We start from the raw sequence: 18,161 nt of genomic DNA, 5'->3' as shown, positions 1-18,161 counted from the left end.
TGGACTACGCCCGCACCAGCCTGACCGCCTGCCGTACCTTGCGGGCAAGCGACGTGCCCGACACCCGGCGCGCCACCGGCCGCACGACCTTCGCCGTCAGCCCCACCGTCTCCCACCGGACCTGCATCCGGCCCGCCCCGCGCCCCTCGGGCTCGACGGTGATCCGGTGACGCGGCACTTCCGCGGTGAAGGCGGGGAAGTCGAGCGGGGCGAGGAGCAGGCCGTTGTTGCGCATCCCCTCGGGCGCCTGGAGCTGGAGCACGGGGTGGCGGATGCCGTCGAAGCCCTGCTGGGGGAGGGCGGCGGCGGCCAGGTCGAGGAGGACTCCGCCTTCGTGGACGCCGGGCCGCACCGGGTCGAGCCGGAACCGGACGGTGAGGCGTCTGCCGCCGGGGGAGACGACCAGCGCGGCGATCTGCGGGCCGACGGGCAGGCGCAGGCCGGGGTCGTAGGTGCGGATCCGCAGCCGCACGGACGCCGGGCCGGGGCCCCGTTCCAGGCGCACGATCTCGTGCCGGAACAGGGCGCGGCGGAAGGGGCGGGCGTCGAGCGCCAGGTCGGCCAGGGAGAGTTCGCGGCGGGCGGTCTCCGTCGCCGGGATCTCGGCGCCCCAGCACAGGACGCCGGTGACGGGGTCGGCGACCGCCGTGCGCGGGGCGACCCCCTGTCCGAGGCCGCGGGCCGCGAGGTGGGCGTCGGCGAGGCGGCGGTCGCGCACCAGTTGCAGGACGACGCGTTCGGCGCGCGGGAGACGGGCGTACGCGCCGGGCGCGAGCCGGGCCAGATACGGGTTCACGATCTCGGCGAAGCCCGCGAGCCACTCCTCGTCGCGGTAGGGCAGGTCGTTCGCGTACATGCGGAAGTCGTGCTTGAGGAACTTGTAGTCCTTGGCCTCGCGCAGCGGCGCGCTGTAGCCGCCCTCGTCGAGGAAGGCGTCGATGAGTTCCTGGACGTGGACGCGGTCGCGGACGTTGCTCAGTTTGTGCCGCTGGTTGGAGATGGAGGCGGCGGACTCCTCCGCGTACGGGGCGATGTACCAGCGGTACACCGGCTCGGGGACGACCGCGAACGAGGTCGCCAGGCAGTAGGCCTGGGCGGAGAAGAGCTGGTCCTCGTAGTGGATGCCCTCGGGGAAGCGCAGGCCGTGCCGGTCGAGGAAGGCGCGGGCGTACATCTTGCTGGTCGACAGGTGCTCGAAGAAGAAGCCGGGCTCGGCCTCGATGCCATCGACGGTGCGGCGTTCGGCGACGAGGTGCGGCATCCAGACCGAGGCGCGGCCCGTGTCGACGCGGATGCGTTCGACCGCGCCCATCGCGAAGTCGATCGACGGGTCCTCGCGGTGCGCCGACAGGAGCAGCTCGACGGCGCGGGGCGGCAGTTCGTCGTCGCTGTCCAGGAACATCGCGTACGGGGCGCGTGCGATGTCCAGGGCCCGGTTGCGCGGCGCGCTGCACCCGCCCGAGTTCTCCGGGAGGCGCAGGTAGGTGATGCGGGGGTCGGAGGCCGCCAGCTCCCGGGCCACCTGCGGGGTGTGGTCCGTCGAGTGGTCGTCGCTGATGATGATCTCGATGTCGGCGTGCGTCTGCGCCTGGAGGGAGGCGACCGCGCGCGGCAGGCGCTCCGCGTCGTTGAAGACGATCACCGTGACCGTCACATCGGGGGTGGGCGCCATCAGGAACTCGCCTCCTCGGGCGTCGGCGCCGGTCTGCGGTCGTCGACGGGCACGATGGGCGGCAGCGCCTCCTCCGGTTCGCCGAGGAAGACGCGGCGCACGACCCGCTCGGCGGCGTGCCCGTCGTCGAACTCGCAGAACCGGCGCCGGAAGTGCGCGCGGGCCTTCGCGGACACCTCGTCGCGCCACGCTTCCGTCGCGAGGATCTCCGTCAACTCGGCCTGGGTGCGCGCCACATGGCCCGGCGGCTCGGCCATCAGGTCGAAGTAGACGCCGCGCGTGCTCGCGTACGTCTCCCAGTCGTCGGCGTAGACGATCATCGGCCGGTCCAGGTTGGCGTAGTCGAACATGATCGACGAGTAGTCCGTGATCAGCGCGTCCGACGCGAGCGCCAGCTCCTCCACCGGGTCGTACGCCGAGACGTCGATGACGCGGCCGCTGCGGCGGAGCGAGGAGAGGGGGGAGGCGGCGCCGCCGTAGAAGTAGTGGCCGCGCACGAGCAGGACCGTGGACTCGCCGAGGCGTTCGGCGAGCGCGGCGAGGTCGAGACGCGGGGTCCAGCGCGCCTCGTAGTCGCGGTGGGTCGGCGCGTAGAGGACGGCGCGGCGGCCCGGCGGGATGCCGAGGCGGTCGCGGACGGCGCGGATGTCGGCGGCGCCCCCGCCGTAGTAGACGTCGTTGCGCGGGTAGCCGTGGTCCAGGGACGTGTAGCGCGACGGGTAGGCGTGCTCCCACATACGGGTGGAATGGCTGTTGGAGCTGATGCTGAAGTCCCACTTGTCGACGCGGGCGAGCAGCGCGTCGAAGTCGAGGCCCTTGGACGCCGTCGGGTAGTCGAGCTGGTCCAGGCCCATCTTCTTCAGCGGGGTGCCGTGGTGGGTCTGGAGGTGGACCGCGCCGGGTCGTTTGACCACCGCGTTCGGGAAGTTGACGTTGTTGACGAGGTACTTGGCGCGGGCCATGACCTCCCAGTAGCGGCGGGTCCCGGGCACCACGTGCTCCGTGCCGGGCGGCAGCAGCGGCTCCGTCCGCTTCGACACCACCCACACCTGGCGGACGTGCGGCGCGCGCCGCGTCAGCTCCGCCGCGATCGCGCCCGGGTTGCAGGCGACGCCCCGGTCCCAGTACGCGGAGAAGACGGCCAGATCGGGGTCGACCGGTTCGCGCAGGGCCCGCTGGTAGTGCAGGTCGCGGACCTTCGCGCCGAACCGCTTCTTGCGGGCCCGCACCGCCGCCTTCGCGTCGCGCCGCTTGTGGTTGGCGCTCTGGAACACCCGGTACTTCGTGTACGCGTCCTCTTCCAGCAGACGGCGCCGGACGCCCTCGAGACCGGCCGGGCGGCGGTAGCCCTCCGGGCGCCAGCGCACGGCGGCGGCCGACGCCCGGTGGAAGAACTCCCGGGCCACCGCGTCCGGCATCTTCGCGCGCGCCACCACCCGCATCGACTCCGTGGCCATCAGGTCGTACAGGACGGCGCGCGGCCGGACCGGGGCGCCGAGCCGCGCCATGAGCCGCTGCAACTCCTCGTACGCCTCGACGAACCCGTACCGCTCGTCGGCGGTCACCGGGGGCAGGCTCTCGGGCCGCAGCTCCCGTACGTCGACGATGACGTGCTCCAGGCAGGCGATCCGTTCGGCGAGGACGAGGCAGGCGCGGGCGGCGAACATCTCGGCGGACGCCTCTTCGGCACCCGACAGGTCGGCGCGGTGCTCGTGCCAGAACGCGGCGCGCACGACCCGGTTGCCGAGCAGCGGGGCGACGCGCAGCAGGTCGGGGGCGTGGGCCGGGGGCAGGTCGCGGCGGCCGACGCGGGCCAGGCGCCAGGCGTCGGTGCCGGCGCCCAGGGTGGAGCGCCAGGTCGAGCGGATGTGGTCGGCGACCAGGACGTCCACCCGGCCCGTCCGCGGCTCGGGCGCGTGCTCGGCCACTTCCGCCAGGCGGTCGAGCACGGCCCGCAGCGCCCCCGTCGGCACCCGGTCCTTGGCGTGCACGAACCAGAGCCAGTCGCCGCCCGCCCGCTCGGCGCCCGCCGCGCGCGCCGCCGAGTCCGAGGCGCCCCGCGGCAGCGGTACGACGGGGTGGCCGTACCGTTCGGCGACGTCCCGCGCGACCTCGCCGACGGCGGCCGTGACCAGCTCGGCGCCGGGCGGGAGCTGCCCGGCGACGCTGTCCAGGCAGCCGCCGAGCAGGCCCTGCACGTCCCGCCCGTACACGACGACGCTCAGCCGTGCGCTCATGCCGCGCCCCCGTTCCGCTCCGCCATCCGGCCCATGACCCGGCCCGCCGCCCGCCCGTCGTCCAGGTCGCAGAACGCCGCCCGGAAGTCCGCGGCGAGGGAGCTCAGGCATGTGTCGAGGTGCGGCTCGACGTCGGAGACGGGGACGATCACACTCAGCCGGGCATGACGCATAGCCGCACACTAAGCGGACAAAAATCACCTGGCGAACTTTTCGTACTCCTTGAGGACCTCGTCCGTCGGCCCGTCCATCCGCAGCTCTCCGCGCTCCAGCCACAGCACCCGGTCGCAGGTGTCGCGGATCGACTTGTTGCTGTGGCTGACCAGGAAGACGGTGCCCGCGTGCTTGCGCAGCTCGCGGATGCGCTCCTCCGAGCGCTTCTGGAACGAGCGGTCGCCGGTGGCGAGCGCCTCGTCGATCAGGAGCACGTCGTGGTCCTTGGCGGCGGCGATGGAGAACCGGAGCCGGGCCGCCATGCCGGAGGAGTACGTGCGCATGGGCAGGGTGATGAAGTCGCCCTTCTCGTTGATCCCGGAGAAGTCGACGATGTCGTCGTAGCGGTCGCGGACCTGTTCGCGGCTCATCCCCATGGCGAGGCCGCCGAGCCGGACGTTGCGCTCACCGGTGAGGTCGTTCATCAGCGCCGCGTTGACGCCGAGCAGGGAGGGCTGGCCGTCGGTGAAGATCCGGCCGCGCTCCGCGGGCAGCAGCCCGGCCACGGCCTTGAGCAGGGTGGACTTGCCGGACCCGTTGGTGCCGATGAGGCCGATGGCCTCGCCGCGGTAGGCGGTGAAGGAGACGTCGCGGACCGCGTGCACGGTGCGTACGCCGGAGCGCTGCTCGGCCTTCTTCCGGCCGCCGACGATGCGGTTCAGGGCGGCGGTCGCGGTGCCGCGCCCCGCGCCCGTGCCGTTGACGCGGTAGACGATGTCGACGTGGTCGACGATGACGGTGGGGACGGTTGCGTCGGTCTGTTCAGCCACGGCCGTACGTCTCCTCTGCCTTCCAGAAGTAGATGAATCCGCCGACGCCGGCGAGCAGCGCCCAGCCCAGGGCCCAGGCCCACACGTGCGCGGGCAGCTGGTCGCCGGTGAAGCTGTCGATCAGCGCGAACCGCATCAGGTCGATGTAGACGGCGGCCGGATTGGCCTTGAGCAGCACGGTCACGGCGTGCGGCAGATCCGTCCTGCTCAGCAGGTGGTCCAGGCTCCACATGACGCCGGACAGGTACATCCACGTCCGCAGCAGGAACGGCATCAGCTGCGCGATGTCCGGGGTGTTCGCACCGATCCTGGCCATGATCAGCGCGAGCCCGGTGTTGAACGTGAACTGCAGGAACAGCGCCGGGACCACAAGGAGCCACGACGCGGTCGGCGGGACGCCGAAGCAGAGCAGGATCACGACGAGCGCGCACATCGAGAACAGCAGCTGCTGGAGCTGTTGCAGGCAGTACGAGATCGGCAGCGAGGCGCGCGGGAAGTGCAGCGCCCGTACGAGGCCGAGGCTGCCGGAGATCGCGCGGGTGCCCGCCATCACCGACGACTGCGTGAACGTCCACACGAACACGCCCGTGACCAGGAACGGGACGAAGTCCGGGACGCCGTGGCTGGTGCCCATCAGGATGCCGAAGATGAAGTAGTAGACGGCCGCGTTCAACAGCGGCGTCGCCACCTGCCAGACCTGGCCGAGCTTCGCCTGGCTGTACTGCGCGGTCAGCTTGGCGGTCGAGAACGCGGTGATGAAGTGGCGCCGCTGCCACAACTGGCGCACGTAGGCGGGCAGCGACGGGCGGGCGCCGCTGACGGTCAGCCCGTACCGGGCGGCGAGCGCGGCGGCGTCCGGCTCCGCCGTGGTGCCGGTCGTCGCCGTGGTGCCGGGGGAGGGGGTCGCCGGGGCGGGGGGTGTCTCCAGGACCTGACTCACATCCGCTGCTTTCGGTCGGGCTGGGCTTGCGGAAACCAGCTGTTTGCCTGCCGTTTACGTCGGGACGGGCCCGTATCGTCGTGACGTGAGCGTAGGCCGTCCGTACGTCGGAACGCAACCGTTTCGTCGTCACGGAACTATGCTGGGCCGCATGACGACCAACGCCGAAGCCCCCAAGCCGCCGCCACGGCGCCGGGCCCCGGCCGGGGCCGCCGTCCTCCGCGAGGACGTGACCGACGCCATCCGGGCCGCCGTCTTCGAGGAACTCGCCGCCGTCGGCTACGCCCGGATGTCCATCGAGGGCATCGCGCGCCGCGCGGGCGTCGGGAAGACCGCGGTCTACCGCCGCTGGCGCTCCAAGCTCCACCTCGTCCTCGACCTGGTCTCCGCGCTGGCGGTCCAGGGCCTGCCCGCACCGGACACCGGCTCGCTCGACGAGGACCTGCTGCTCCTCTACAAGGTCATGTCCCGCGCCCTGAAACACCCCGTCGCCGGCCAGATCCTCCCCGACCTCCAGGCGGAGGCGGCCCGCAACCCGGAGATCGCCGACGCCCTCCAGAAAGCACTCCGGGAGGGCCAGCACGGGGTCGCCGCCGGAATCGTCACGGCGGCGATCACCCGCGGCGAACTCCGCGACGGCCTCGACGAGGACCTCGCGCTCGACCTGATCTCGGGCCCGCTCTACTGGCGCTCCGTGGTCGTCAGGAACCCGGCGCTGCCGAAGGGCCATCTGCAACGGCTGGCGGCGGCCACGGCGGCGGCGCTCAAGGCGCTGTGACCGCGCCGCGCCCCTCTGCGCCCCACCGGGCCCTGTGACCGCGCCGCGCCCCTCTGCGCCATACCGGTGTCGTCCGGGAGCGTCGGCACGAGCGGGCGCGCGGCCCTGTGGACGATGGGCCGCATGCATACGACGTTCCTACCGGCGGCAGCCCGGCGGTCCCGTACCGGCGTGACCGCTCTGGCGTGGGCGCTGGTCGCGGGGCTGCTCCCCGTCCTCGGCCTCGGCCTGGCGGCCGCTCCGGCGGCCGCCGCCCCGCTGCCGGGCGGCCTCGGCCCGTGCGTCCCCGGCGACTGCCCGGACCCGTACCCGGGCATCAACAACGGCTCGTACGCCGGCCGCGACGACGCCGTCAACATCTTCGTCGGCGACGACTTCCTGGTCAGGGGCGGCGCGGCCGAGGCCGAGGGGCGCAGCGTCGTCCTCGGGAACTTCGACCTGAACAAGTCGGGCGGCAGCAGCGTCTACGACATCGGGGAGGCGGGCGTCGGCTCCCGCGTGCCCCCGTCGGACGGGGCGGACTGGCTGACCACGGGCGGCAGCGTCAATGTCGCGGACGGACAGCGGCTGCTCGCCGAGCGCGGCGTCGTCCGGTACGGGGTCGACACCACCGGCACCATCAACGCGGCCAGGCTCGTGCACGACCCCGACGCGGCAGCCCCGTACGAGAACCTGCGCGACGACCTCTCCACCGCCAGCCAGTGCTACGCGCGAGAGGGCGGCGAGCCCCGCGAGGCGACCGGCACCACCGTCAACCAGGGCTACCAGACCCTGTTCACCGGGGACGGCACGTCGAAGCTCCAGGTCTTCAACGTCGACTTCGACCTCGTGGGCTCGGGCGGCGGACAGCAGGGCGTCGTCTTCGCCAAGATCCCCAAAGGCGCGACCATCCTGGTCAACATGGTCGGCGACGCGCGCATCATCAACACCTACAGCGGCGGCATCGACGACGCGACGGACCCCCTCAACTCCTACCGCGACCGGCTCCTGTGGAACTTCCCGGACGCCGTCTCGGTCGACCTGAAGGGCACGGGACAGTTCCAGGGCAGCTTCCTGATCGGCGACCAGCGGTCGACGACGACCGTGTCCCTGCCCGGCATCAACGGCCGCTTCTTCACCACCGGCTCCCTCACCCACACCAGCCCCGCGGGCAACGGCGGCCAGGAGTTCCACGCCTACCCGTTCAACGGCGACCTGCCCGCCTGCGTGACACCGAACGTCATCGGCCAGGTCAAGGTGGTCAAGCGCGACGCCGACACGCACGCGCCGCTGCCCGGCGCGGAGTTCCAGCTGTGGCGCGAGACCAACGGGACCGACGGGCTGCAGACCTCGGGCGGCGACCCCGACACCCAGGTCGGCGACCCCTGCACGACCGGCGCGGACGGCGTCTGCCAGAAGGCCGTACGGACGGGCACCTACTACTGGCGCGAGACATCGGCCCCCGCCGGGTACGAGCGGCCCTCCCCGAACGTCTTCGGCCCCCTCACCCTCACCCCGGCCGACACGGGCAGTGGCGTCGAGATCACGGCCGACAACCGGCGCGAGACGACTCCGGCCGCCAAGGGCTCCCTCCGCGTGGTGAAGAAGGACGCCAAGACGGGCGCGCGGCTCGCCGGAGCCGTCTTCGAGGCCTGGCGCGAGACCAACGGCCGCAAGGGACTCCAGACGACCGGCACGCGACGGGACACCCGCGTGGGCCCCGGCTGCGCCACCGACCGCGCGGGGATCTGCCGCTTCACGGGCCTGCGCCCCGGCACCTACTACCTGCGGGAGACGGCGGTCCCCGAGGGCTATGTCCTCCCGGCCGACCGGGTCTTCGGCCCCTACCGCCTCACGGCGGCGAACAGCGAGCAAGGGGTGACAGTGACGCTGAAGAACAAGCGGGGCGAGCAAGGAAAGGGCGGCAAATGAGAACGCCGGGTCGCGGACGCGGACCGGCGATCCTCCTCTGCCTCCTCACCCTGGGCCCGGGGCTCGCGACCGCCGCCACCCCGGCGGCCGCCGCCCCCGCCTGCACCGCCCCGACCGGCCCCTACCAGCGCGAACTCGAGAAACATCTGCACCGCCCGGTCGACGGCGTCCAGTCCCGCGCCGACTGCGAGGCCATCCGCGCCCTCCAGACGAAACACCGGATGCCCCGCAAGGACGGCTACGCCGACCTCGGCACCTACCGCACCCTGGTCGCCGTCCAGGCCCGCCCGAACCCGAACGCCGCCGGCCGCTGCCCCGTCCGCACGTACCGGGTCACCTGCGTCGACCTCGGCCGCCAACTCCTCTGGGTCCAGCAGAAGAAGCGGATCCGGTTCGCCCCGGTCCCCGTCCGCACCGGACGCGACCTCCAGGAGACCCGCACGGGCTGGCACACCGTCTACTGGCGCAGCCGCCACCACCGCTCCACCCTCTACGACAACGCGCCCATGCCCTACGCCCAGTTCTTCGACCGCGGCCAGGCCCTGCACGGCCACCCCGGCCACCTCTTCGACGGCGGCGGCTCGGCGGGCTGCGTCAACCTGACCGTCCCCGACGCGAAGCGCCTCTGGAACCTCCTGGCCAAGGGCGACAAGGTCTACGTCTGGGGCTCGAAGCCGGGCACGCGAGGCTGAGGCCCGGCGCGGCGCGGCGCCGAGGAAGACGGGCCGGGCGGCGGAGCGCGGCGTTCAGGCCGCCCCGCCCGCCATCCGGTTCATCACCCCCATCCGGTTGGACGCGTTGATGAGGCTGATGAACGCGATGAGCGCGGCGAGCTGTCCCTCGTCGTAGTGCTTGGCCGCGCGCTCCCAGACCTCGTCCGGGACGCCCCCCGCCGCGTCGGCGATGCGCGTGCCCTGCTCCGCCAGTTCGAGGGCGGCACGCTCGGCGTCCGTGTGGACGGTGGCCTCGCGCCAGGCGGCGACCAGGTGGACGCGGGCCGCGCTCTCGCCCGCGTCGGCGAGGTCCTTGCTGTGCACGGCGGTGCAGAAGCCGCAGCCGTTGATCTGGCTGGCCCGGAGGAGGATCAGGTCCTGGGTGGTCCTCGGGACGCGGGAGCCGGTGATGAGGGCCTGGCTCGCGGAGGCGAAGTACTTCAGGGCCTTGGCCACCACCGGGTCGCCGAAGAGGTCGAGGCGGGGGCTGTGGGCGTGGTGGTCCGTGTGCTGCGTGTGCTGCGTCATGGCGTCGCTTCGTCCTTCGGTACGGGTTCCCCGGCGCCGCACCTCGTGGCGCGGCGTCCTGTCGGGCATGGGATGCCGGCGGCCGGCTTGCCGTGACGCCACTGCCCTGTGACCTGAATCACCCCGAGCCGGTCGGTATCGGCTGTCACAGGCGGCCGCCGGCCGGTGTCCCATGGGCGAACCGACCGGACGCGGAACAGAATCAGGAGCCCCACATGGCCGCCGCCGACCCCGCCACCGAAGCCTTCGTCGCCCACCGCAACCTCCTCTTCACCGTCGCCTACGAGATGCTCGGCTCCGCCGCCGACGCCGAGGACGTGCTCCAGGAGACCTGGCTGCGCTGGAGCGGCGTCGACCTCGCGACCGTGGTCAACCAGCGCGCCTACCTCGTCCGGATCACCACCCGGCAGGCCCTGTCCCGCCTCCGTACGCTGGGCCGCCGCAAGGAGTCGTACGTGGGCCCCTGGCTCCCGGAGCCGCTGCTCACCGCGCCCGACGTCGCCGAGGACGTCGAACTGGCCGACAGCGTCTCGATGGCGATGCTGCTCGTCCTGGAGACCCTCGCGCCGACCGAGCGCGCCGTGTTCGTCCTGCGCGAGGTGTTCGACCTCGGCTACGACGAGATCGCGGAGGCCGTCGACAAGAGCCCGGCCGCCGTCCGGCAGATCGCGCACCGGGCCCGCGCCCACGTCGCGGCACGACGGCCGCGCGGCACCGTGTCGCCCGCCGAGACCCGCGGCGCCCTCGCCGCGTTCCAGCGGGCCGTCGACACCGGTGACCTGCAGGGTCTGCTCGACATGCTCGCCCCGGACGTCGTCTTCCTCGGCGACGGCGGCGGCGTCGTCCGCGCCGCCCTCGCCCCGGTCGTCGGCATCGCGGACGTCACCGAGGTCCTCGTCCGTTTCACCACCACCGGCGTCTCGGCCGAGCCGACCCGGATCAACGGCGCCCCGGGCCTCGTGCTCCGCCTCGGCGGCGCACTCGTCGCCGCCGTCGCGGTCCGTATCGACGACGGCCTCGTCACCGGGCTCTACGCCGTCCGCAACCCGGAGAAGCTGGCGCGGGTCGACCGCGAGACCCCCGTGAGCCGCTGACCGCCCGGGCCCGCCGCTATGCGCTATGCGACCCGCGTCGCCCCCGCGAACGGCATCTGGTCGATCGGCGCGATCCGCACCGGCGCGCTCGGGTTCGGGGCGTGGATCATCTGGCCGCCGCCGATGTAGAGGCCGACATGGCTGATCCCGGAATAGAAGAACACCAGGTCACCGGGGCGGAGCTGGGAGCGCGGAACGCGCTGGCCCGCGTCGATCTGCGCGTACGTCGTGCGCGGCAGGGACACCCCCGCCGCGCGGTAGGCGGCCTGCGTGAGCCCCGAGCAGTCGAACGCGTTCGGGCCGGTGGCGCCCCAGACGTACGGGCTGCCGAGCGCACCCCGCGCGAACGAGATCGCCGCGGCGGCGCGGGAGTTCGGCGCCTCGGCCGTGATCGCGCCACCCCGGGTCGTGGAGCGTGAGGCCCGGTCTGCGGCGCCCGTCGCCGTCGCCCGGGCCGCCGGTGTCAGCCGGTCGAGCAGCGCGCGCGCCTCCGCCAGCTTCCCCGTCACCGTCTTCTTCTGCTTCTTCAGCTCGGCCTGCTTGGCGCGCAGTTCCGCGAGCGACCCGTCGGCCTGCGCGCGCAGCTGGTCGATCTCCCGCAGCTCCTTGCGGACCCCCGCGAGCGTGGCCGCCTGCCGCGTGCCGACACGGTCCGCGAGCGCCGCCCGGTCGAGGTAGCGGTCGGGGGCGGAGGAGAGGAGGAGCTGGACGGACGGGTCGACGCCGCCCGAGCGGTACTGCGCCGCCGCGACCGCGCCGAGCCGCTCGCGCCGGGAGTTCAGGGACTCGGTCCTGCGGGACGCCTCGTCCTGCAAGGCGTCCACCCGCTGACGGGCCTGCCCGGCCTTCTCCTTCGCGCCGTTGTACTTCTCGGTGGCGACCTCCGCCTCCTGGTACAGCCGGTCGACCTTCGCCTTCACCTGAGCGGGGGTGAGGTCCGGCTCGGCGTGCGCCGCGCCGCCGTCGAGGGCGGTGACGGACGCCGCGGAGGCGAGGGCGAAGGTGGCCGCGGTGCGGACCGTGCTGCCACCGAGGACACGCTGGCGGGGCTTGCGATGCGCTGCCGGCACGAAGTGCCACGTCCTTCCGGTCGTACTGCCGCCTCGTCGCACGTCCGGCGGCGGCCCGCACAGGGGGAGCTGGCCGCCGCCGGACCTTTCTCGGCGGTGGTGTCCGGCTGCCGCCCCTGGCCCGGGCGGCGGTGGGGAGCCGGTCACCTGAGCAAGGACGCTAAACCTCGGCGTAACGGGTCGGCCGCGCATTGTTCGCAACTGACCCCTTGTTTACGGGCGGTGGCGCGGAGTGACAGCCCGCTGTCCGACGCCGCCCGCTGTCAGCGCACGACAGACGCCCCATTAGGCTCCGCAACCATGGACGTACTCATCCATTTCTTCGTCGGCCTGCACATCATCGGCATCGCCGCGCTGCTCGGCGGTTTCCTCACGCAGATGTCGGCGCTGGGCCGGGGCGAGGCCCGATTCAACAAGGCGATGCTGCATGGCGCGCTGACCATGCTGGTGACCGGTGTCGCCCTGGTCGGCCTCAACCAGGCCGACGACCACACCGTCAACAACATCAAGATCGGCGTGAAGCTGGCGGTCCTGATCGTCATCCTCGGCATCGTCTATGTGAAGCGTGACGAGGAGAAGGCGGAGAAGGGCCTGTTCGCGGCCGTCGGCGCCCTCACCCTCGCCAACATCTTCATCGCGGTGCTCTGGACCTGAGCACCCGCTCGTCGTCAGGCGGGCCGCACCACGCTGTGGATCGAGGACGTCCCGTCGTAGTAGATCGACTCCTCGCGGACGTACGCGCCCGGCTTCGGCGCGTGGATCATCATCCCGTCGCCGAGGTAGAGGCCGACGTGGCTGATGTCGTCGTAGAAGAAGACCAGGTCACCGGGTTGGATGTCGGAGAGCGGGACCGTCGTGCCGGCCTCCACCTGGTCCCAGGTCGTGCGCGGCAGCGAGATGCCCGCGGCCTTCCACGCCGCCTGCGTGAGGCCCGAGCAGTCGTACGAGCCCGGCCCCGTCGCGCCCCACACGTACGGCTTGCCCTCCTGGGCCTTGGCGAACGCGAGCGCCTGCGCCGCCTTCGCCGCGTAACCGGACGAGGCGCTACCGGAGGCGCTGCCGGACGAGCCGGACCCCGTCGACCCGGTGCTGCCCGAGCCTGAACCGGCGCCCGAATCCGCCTGCTCCTGGGCCGCCGCCTCCGCCGCCGCCTTCCGCTTTTGCTCCTCCTCCGCCTTCTGCTTCGCCGCCAGCTCGGCGGCCTTCTTGCGGGCCGCCTCCTCCTTCTTCTTCTCGATCGCGGCGAGCCGCCGCTTCTCCTCCGCGGTCAGCTTCGACAGCAGCTCACGGGCGTCGGACAGCTTCGACTGCACGCTCTGCTTCGACGTCCGCAGCTCGGTCTGCGAGGAGGTGAGCTGACGCAGGTTCTCCTGCGCCTCGGTGCGCTTCTCCGCGGTCGCCCGCTGCTGCTCCTGGTAGGCGTCGACGGCCTTCTTCTGGTCCGCCGTCGCCCGGCTGAGCAGCCGGTCCTGCGCGAAGTAGTCCTCGGGGTCGTCCGCGAGGAACATCGTCGCGGTGTCGCTGATCCCGCCCGTCCGGTACTGCTCGGCGGCGAACCGGCCCAGCTCCTGGCGGGCCGTGTTCATCTGGTCGGTGCGCTTCGCGATGTCGTCGAGGAGCCTGTCGACCTGCCGCTTCTTGCTGTCGGTCTGCTCCTTGGCCGCGTTGTACTTCTGCGTGGCGGTCTCCGCCTGCCGGTACAGCGTGTCGACCTTCTTGCGCACCTCTTCGAGGCTCGGCTTCGCCGGCGCGGGCGCCGCCTGGGCGGTCTGCGACAGCAGGGCGACGGAGGTGAGGGCGGCGGTCGTGATCCCGACCGCGGGGGTGGTGCGCAGGCCACCGGTCATCCGGGAGCGGGTGCGCGGCTTGCGGTGCGACGCCAAGGCAGGCGACTCCTTCCGTGCTCCGCCTACCGGGTTAGCTGTCGGGTTCGGGCGTACGGAAGGCTGCCCTACGGCCGGCCGCCCGCTGTCGCCGACAGCGAACCGCCCGGCCGATTCACCCCAGGTTCGGTGGGTCCCCGGTTCCCTACCTCACGGCGTACGGGACTCGGCGGGGGCAGCCCGCTCGCCGCGGCGCTCGCGGTCGTGGGGACGGACGGCCCGCGCAGCACCGTAGCCAACTCGTGATGCCGCTGTGAAGGATGTTGTTCGATATGCCCGATACATTTTCGTGACCTTGGCGACAGTGCGGCGCGGTGTCCTGAAGGAGGGGGCGGCGTGTCAGTGGGTCCGCCTAAACTCGTAAGGCGATGAGCAGCCTCTTTGACGACAGCTTCCTGGCGGGCCTCCAGAACCGGACCGATGGGCCCCCGCCGCCGCCCGACAGCGAGCACGACGGACCGGAGCCCGAGCCGATCCCGGACGACCTGTTCGGCGGGAAGTTCGACGTACCCCCGGCCAGGGACGCCTACTACCGGGGCGGCGCGCCGCGCCCGGCCGTGGACGCGGCGGCGCTGCTGGAGGGGCTGAACGAGAACCAGCGGGCGGCCGTCGTGCACGGCGGCTCGCCCCTGCTCATCGTCGCGGGCGCCGGTTCCGGCAAGACCCGCGTCCTCACCCACCGCATCGCCCACCTCCTCGGCGAGCGCGGCGTGCACCCCGGCCAGATCCTCGCGATCACCTTCACGAACAAGGCCGCGGGCGAGATGAAGGAGCGCGTCGAGTCCCTGGTGGGCCCGCGGGCGAACGCGATGTGGGTCTCCACCTTCCACAGCGCCTGCGTGCGCATCCTGCGCCGCGAGTCGAAGAAGCTCGGCTTCACCTCGTCGTTCTCGATCTACGACGCCGCCGACAGCAAGCGGCTCATGGCCCTGGTCTGCCGCGACCTGGACCTCGACCCGAAGAAGTTCCCGCCGAAGTCCTTCAGCGCCAAGATCTCGAACCTGAAGAACGAGCTGATCGACGAGGAAGACTTCGCCAAGACCGCCGCCGACGGGTTCGAGAAGTCCGTCGCCCAGGCGTACGCGATGTACCAGTCGCGGCTGAGGGAGGCCAACGCCCTCGACTTCGACGACCTGATCATGACCACGGTCAACCTGCTGCGCGCGTTCCCCGACGTCGCCGAGCACTACCGGCGCCGCTTCCGCCACGTCCTCGTCGACGAGTACCAGGACACCAACCACGCGCAGTACGCGCTCGTGCGCGAACTGGTCGGGCCGGCGGAGGGGGAGGACGCCGACCCCGCCGAGCTGTGCGTCGTCGGCGACGCCGACCAGTCGATCTACGCGTTCCGCGGCGCCACGATCCGCAACATCCTCCAGTTCGAGGAGGACTACCCGGACGCGACGACGATCCTCCTGGAGCAGAACTACCGCTCCACCCAGACGATCCTCAGCGCCGCCAACGCGGTGATCGAGCGCAACGAGTCGCGCCGCCCCAAGAACCTGTGGACCAACGCGGGCGCGGGCTCCCAGATCACCGGCTACGTCGCGGACACCGAGCACGACGAGGCCCAGTTCGTCGCCGAGGAGATCGACCGGCTCACCGACGCCGGCGAGGCGAAGGCCGGGGACGTCGCCGTCTTCTACCGGACCAACGCGCAGTCCCGTGTCTTCGAAGAGATCTTCATCCGTGTCGGCCTGCCCTACAAGGTCGTCGGCGGCGTCCGCTTCTACGAGCGCAAGGAGGTCCGGGACGTCCTCGCCTACCTGCGCGTGCTGGCGAACCCCGAGGACTCCGTCCCCCTGCGCCGCATTCTGAACGTGCCGAAGCGCGGCATCGGCGACCGCGCCGAAGCCATGATCGACGCCCTCTCGCAGCGCGAGAAGATCTCCTTCCCGCAGGCGCTGCGCCGCGTCGACGAGGCGTACGGCATGGCGGCCCGCTCGACCAACGCCGTGAAGCGGTTCAACACCCTCATGGAGGACCTGCGGACCATCGTCGAGTCCGGCGCCGGACCGGCCACCGTCCTGGAGGCCGTCCTGGAGCGCACCGGATACCTCGCCGAGCTGCAGTCCTCCACCGACCCGCAGGACGAGACCCGCATCGAGAACCTGCAGGAACTCGCCGCCGTCGCCCTGGAATTCGAGCAGGAGGCCGCGCAGGCGGCCACCGAGGGTGAGGGCGAGGGCGCCGAAGGGGAGACCGGGGGTGCCGATCTCTCCGCCTTCCTGGAGCGGGTCGCGCTCGTCGCCGACTCCGACCAGATCCCCGACGAGGAGGACGACGGCAGCGGCGTCATCACCCTGATGACCCTGCACACCGCCAAGGGCCTCGAATTCCCCGTCGTCTTCCTGACGGGCATGGAGGACGGCGTCTTCCCGCACATGCGCTCCCTCGGCCAGACCAAGGAGCTGGAGGAGGAGCGCCGCCTGGCCTACGTCGGCATCACGCGCGCGCGGGAGCGGCTGTACCTGACCCGCTCCTCCATGCGCAGTGCCTGGGGCCAGCCCTCGTACAACCCGCCCTCGCGCTTCCTGGAGGAGATCCCGGACACGCACCTGGAGTGGAAGCGCAAGGGCGGCTCCGCCCCGGCGCCCTCCACGAAGGGCATCGGGGGCGGCATCGCCGCGTCACTGTCCTCGTCGCGCTCCCGTACGACCCCGGCGTTCGCCACGCGCCGCGCCAACGAGAAGCCGGTGGTCTCCCTGGCCGTCGGTGACCGCGTCACCCACGACCAGTTCGGCCTCGGCACGGTCGTCGGCGTCGGCGGCTCGGGAGGGAACGCGGAGGCGACGATCGACTTCGGCGACCCGAAGCCGAAGCGGCTCCTGCTGCGGTACGCGCCGGTCGAGAAGTTGTAAGCGGTTCTTACGTCGGGTCCAGGCCGTGGCTGCGGAGCCACGGCAGGGGGTCGATCGCTGCGCCGCCGTTCGGCCGCACCTCGAAGTGCAGGTGCGGTCCGGTGGAGTTGCCCGAGTTGCCCGAGTGCGCGATCACGTCACCGGCCTTCACGGGCCCGTTCGCCACGGTGTACGAGGAGAGGTGGCAGTACCACGTCTCCGTACCGTCCTTCGCGGTGACTATCGCCATGTTTCCGTACGCCGTGTTGAACTGCGTGCGCACGGTCCCGTCGGTCGCCGCCATCACCGGCGTCCCGTACCAGACGGGGAAGTCGATGCCGCTGTGCACGGACATCCAGTTGATGCCCGCCTGCCCGAAGTAGGCGCTCAGCCCGTGCCGCGCGACCGGCAGCGCGAACTTGGGGCGCGCCGCCTCCTTGCGCGCGGCCTCCTCGGCGGCCTTCTTGCGGTCCTCCTCCTGCTGCGCCCGCAGATCGATCCGCTCCTGCGTGCGGCTCGCCCGGTCGGCGAAGTCGCCCGCGTCCGCGGAGAGATCCTTCAGCTGCGTGTCCAGCTGGTTGTTGGCGACGGACGGTTTCACCGCGCTCGCGTCGGGCGCCGACATCGCCTGTGCCTGCCCGGCGTCGTCCCCGCCGCCGCCCACCGACGCCGCCGCGATCCCGGCGACCCCGACCACGCACACCGACGGCACCGCGATGGTCAGCAGCGCGGAACGTTTCGCGGGGGTGCGGCGCCTGGAACGGGCGGCTGAACGGGTCGCCGCGCGGCCCTCCGCACGCGTCTCCGCGCGGGGCTTGAACTCGGGCGCGGCCTCCGGCTCCGGCTCAGCGTCGGGTTCGAGTTCGAGCTCGGGTACGGGCTCCGGCTCGTCGTGCGCCTGAGGGTATTCGGCGGGGCTGTACTGGTCCGGAACGTAGGCGTGGGCCGCGGTGTCGGTGGCGGGATCGGGCTCCGCCGAGTTCCACGCGGTGGCGTCGTACGCGCCCGTGTCGTAGGCCGTCGTCCCGAAGACCGGCGCCTCGAAGGTCTGGGTGGCGTCGGGCCGCATGTCGTAGACCGGTGTGCCGTACGCCTGCGTGTCGTAGGACTGGGCGGGCCACTGGCCGGTGTGCTGCTGCTCCTCGCTCACCGCCCAGACGGCGGTCGTGTCGTAACTGCCCGTCTCGTAGCTGCCCGTCTCGTACCCGCTCGTGCCGTAGGCGTACGCGGAGGTGTCGTACGAGGAAGTCGGCCACTGGCCCGTGTTGTAGAAACCCGATTCGTGGGAACCCGTGTCGTACGACGCCGCGTTGTACGAGGTGTCGCCCGGAAGGTCACCGAAGAGGGGGTCGGCGCCGAAGCTGGTCGTGGAGTGCCCGTCGAACGCCGCGTAGTGCGCGGTCCCCGACGGATGACGGTCGTTCACCAACTTCTCTTTCGCCTCGACAACAGGGGCTGCCAGAGCAGTGTCGGCGACTGTACCCGGCGGTACGAGGGCGGGACAATCTTCGG

General features: G+C 72.1%; 15 protein-coding genes and 1 riboswitch. Of the genes, 6 read left to right on the top strand and 9 right to left on the bottom strand.

Annotated elements, in window-relative coordinates:
* Window positions 1–4: 4 nt before the first annotated feature.
* From C1N81_RS20880 to C1N81_RS20860, 5 genes are read right to left on the bottom strand one after another with little or no spacing between them, the layout of a single operon-like run.
* Window positions 5–1,672 (bottom strand): glycosyltransferase family 2 protein, encoded by a 1,668-nt coding sequence (locus C1N81_RS20880; RefSeq protein ID WP_394431301.1) that lies wholly within the window; start codon window positions 1,670–1,672, stop codon window positions 5–7.
* Window positions 1,672–3,909, bottom strand: a complete 2,238-nt coding sequence (locus C1N81_RS20875; protein ID WP_394431299.1) for a CDP-glycerol glycerophosphotransferase family protein — start codon at window positions 3,907–3,909, stop codon at window positions 1,672–1,674. The genes C1N81_RS20880 and C1N81_RS20875 overlap by 1 nt, the downstream gene beginning before the upstream one ends.
* Entirely contained in the window at window positions 3,906–4,082 is a 177-nt protein-coding gene (locus tag C1N81_RS20870) for a hypothetical protein (RefSeq protein ID WP_394431298.1), read from the bottom strand. Before C1N81_RS20870 ends, C1N81_RS20875 begins: the two co-directional genes overlap by 4 nt.
* Window positions 4,083–4,106: 24 nt before the next feature.
* Window positions 4,107–4,892 (bottom strand): ABC transporter ATP-binding protein, encoded by a 786-nt coding sequence (locus tag C1N81_RS20865; protein ID WP_394431296.1) that lies wholly within the window; start codon window positions 4,890–4,892, stop codon window positions 4,107–4,109.
* Complete coding sequence (locus tag C1N81_RS20860) at window positions 4,885–5,832, bottom strand: ABC transporter permease (RefSeq protein ID WP_394431294.1); 948 nt, start codon at window positions 5,830–5,832, stop codon at window positions 4,885–4,887. The genes C1N81_RS20865 and C1N81_RS20860 overlap by 8 nt, the downstream gene beginning before the upstream one ends.
* A gap of 139 nt (window positions 5,833–5,971) precedes the next feature.
* Between C1N81_RS20860 and C1N81_RS20855 the strand changes: the two genes are divergently transcribed.
* The 3 genes from C1N81_RS20855 to C1N81_RS20845 all read left to right on the top strand — a co-directional run bounded on the left by C1N81_RS20855 (window position 5,972) and on the right by C1N81_RS20845 (window position 9,213).
* A complete protein-coding gene (locus C1N81_RS20855; RefSeq protein ID WP_394431292.1) occupies window positions 5,972–6,610 on the top strand; it encodes a TetR/AcrR family transcriptional regulator in 639 nt (212 codons plus the stop codon).
* A gap of 171 nt (window positions 6,611–6,781) precedes the next feature.
* Entirely contained in the window at window positions 6,782–8,521 is a 1,740-nt protein-coding gene (locus C1N81_RS20850; RefSeq protein WP_394431290.1) for a choice-of-anchor A family protein, read from the top strand.
* Complete coding sequence (locus tag C1N81_RS20845; protein WP_394431288.1) at window positions 8,518–9,213, top strand: L,D-transpeptidase; 696 nt, start codon at window positions 8,518–8,520, stop codon at window positions 9,211–9,213. Before C1N81_RS20850 ends, C1N81_RS20845 begins: the two co-directional genes overlap by 4 nt.
* Before the next feature lie 54 nt (window positions 9,214–9,267).
* On the opposite strand, the gene C1N81_RS20840 is transcribed toward C1N81_RS20845, so the two are convergent.
* Complete coding sequence (locus C1N81_RS20840; protein ID WP_394431286.1) at window positions 9,268–9,762, bottom strand: carboxymuconolactone decarboxylase family protein; 495 nt, start codon at window positions 9,760–9,762, stop codon at window positions 9,268–9,270.
* Between the two features lie 215 nt (window positions 9,763–9,977).
* Here C1N81_RS20840 and C1N81_RS20835 point away from each other — a divergent pair, with 215 nt between their 5' ends.
* The gene (locus tag C1N81_RS20835; RefSeq protein WP_394431284.1) at window positions 9,978–10,856 is read left to right on the top strand and encodes an RNA polymerase sigma-70 factor; all 879 of its coding nucleotides are present in this window, start codon (window positions 9,978–9,980) and stop codon (window positions 10,854–10,856) included.
* Window positions 10,857–10,879: 23 nt separating this feature from the next.
* Here the strand turns inward: C1N81_RS20835 and C1N81_RS20830 are convergent, their stop codons facing one another.
* Entirely contained in the window at window positions 10,880–11,926 is a 1,047-nt protein-coding gene (locus C1N81_RS20830) for a C40 family peptidase (protein WP_394431282.1), read from the bottom strand.
* A 300-nt stretch (window positions 11,927–12,226) separates the two neighbouring features.
* Between C1N81_RS20830 and C1N81_RS20825 the strand changes: the two genes are divergently transcribed.
* A complete protein-coding gene (locus tag C1N81_RS20825; protein WP_394431281.1) occupies window positions 12,227–12,580 on the top strand; it encodes a hypothetical protein in 354 nt (117 codons plus the stop codon).
* Window positions 12,581–12,594: 14 nt separating this feature from the next.
* Here C1N81_RS20825 and C1N81_RS20820 read toward each other — a convergent pair whose 3' ends face one another.
* Window positions 12,595–13,809: a C40 family peptidase gene (locus C1N81_RS20820; RefSeq protein WP_394431279.1), complete on the bottom strand. Its 1,215-nt coding sequence runs from the start codon at window positions 13,807–13,809 to the stop codon at window positions 12,595–12,597.
* A gap of 8 nt (window positions 13,810–13,817) precedes the next feature.
* Window positions 13,818–13,991, bottom strand: a riboswitch (cyclic di-AMP (ydaO/yuaA leader).
* 186 nt (window positions 13,992–14,177) lie between these two features.
* Between C1N81_RS20820 and pcrA the strand changes: the two genes are divergently transcribed.
* Window positions 14,178–16,670 carry a DNA helicase PcrA gene (pcrA, locus tag C1N81_RS20815; protein ID WP_394431277.1) on the top strand — a complete coding sequence of 831 codons (2,493 nt, stop codon included), beginning with the start codon at window positions 14,178–14,180 and terminating at the stop codon, window positions 16,668–16,670.
* A 7-nt stretch (window positions 16,671–16,677) separates the two neighbouring features.
* Here the strand turns inward: pcrA and C1N81_RS20810 are convergent, their stop codons facing one another.
* Window positions 16,678–18,075, bottom strand: coding sequence for a M23 family metallopeptidase (locus C1N81_RS20810; protein ID WP_394431275.1), 1,398 nt, complete (start codon window positions 18,073–18,075; stop codon window positions 16,678–16,680).
* Between the last annotated feature and the right edge of the window lie 86 nt (window positions 18,076–18,161).

It is taken from the genome of Streptomyces sp. SGAir0957 (assembly GCF_043523415.1).
The sequence above is the reverse complement of the archived record's forward strand: the minus strand, read 5'-3'. Positions and strand labels throughout refer to the sequence as shown.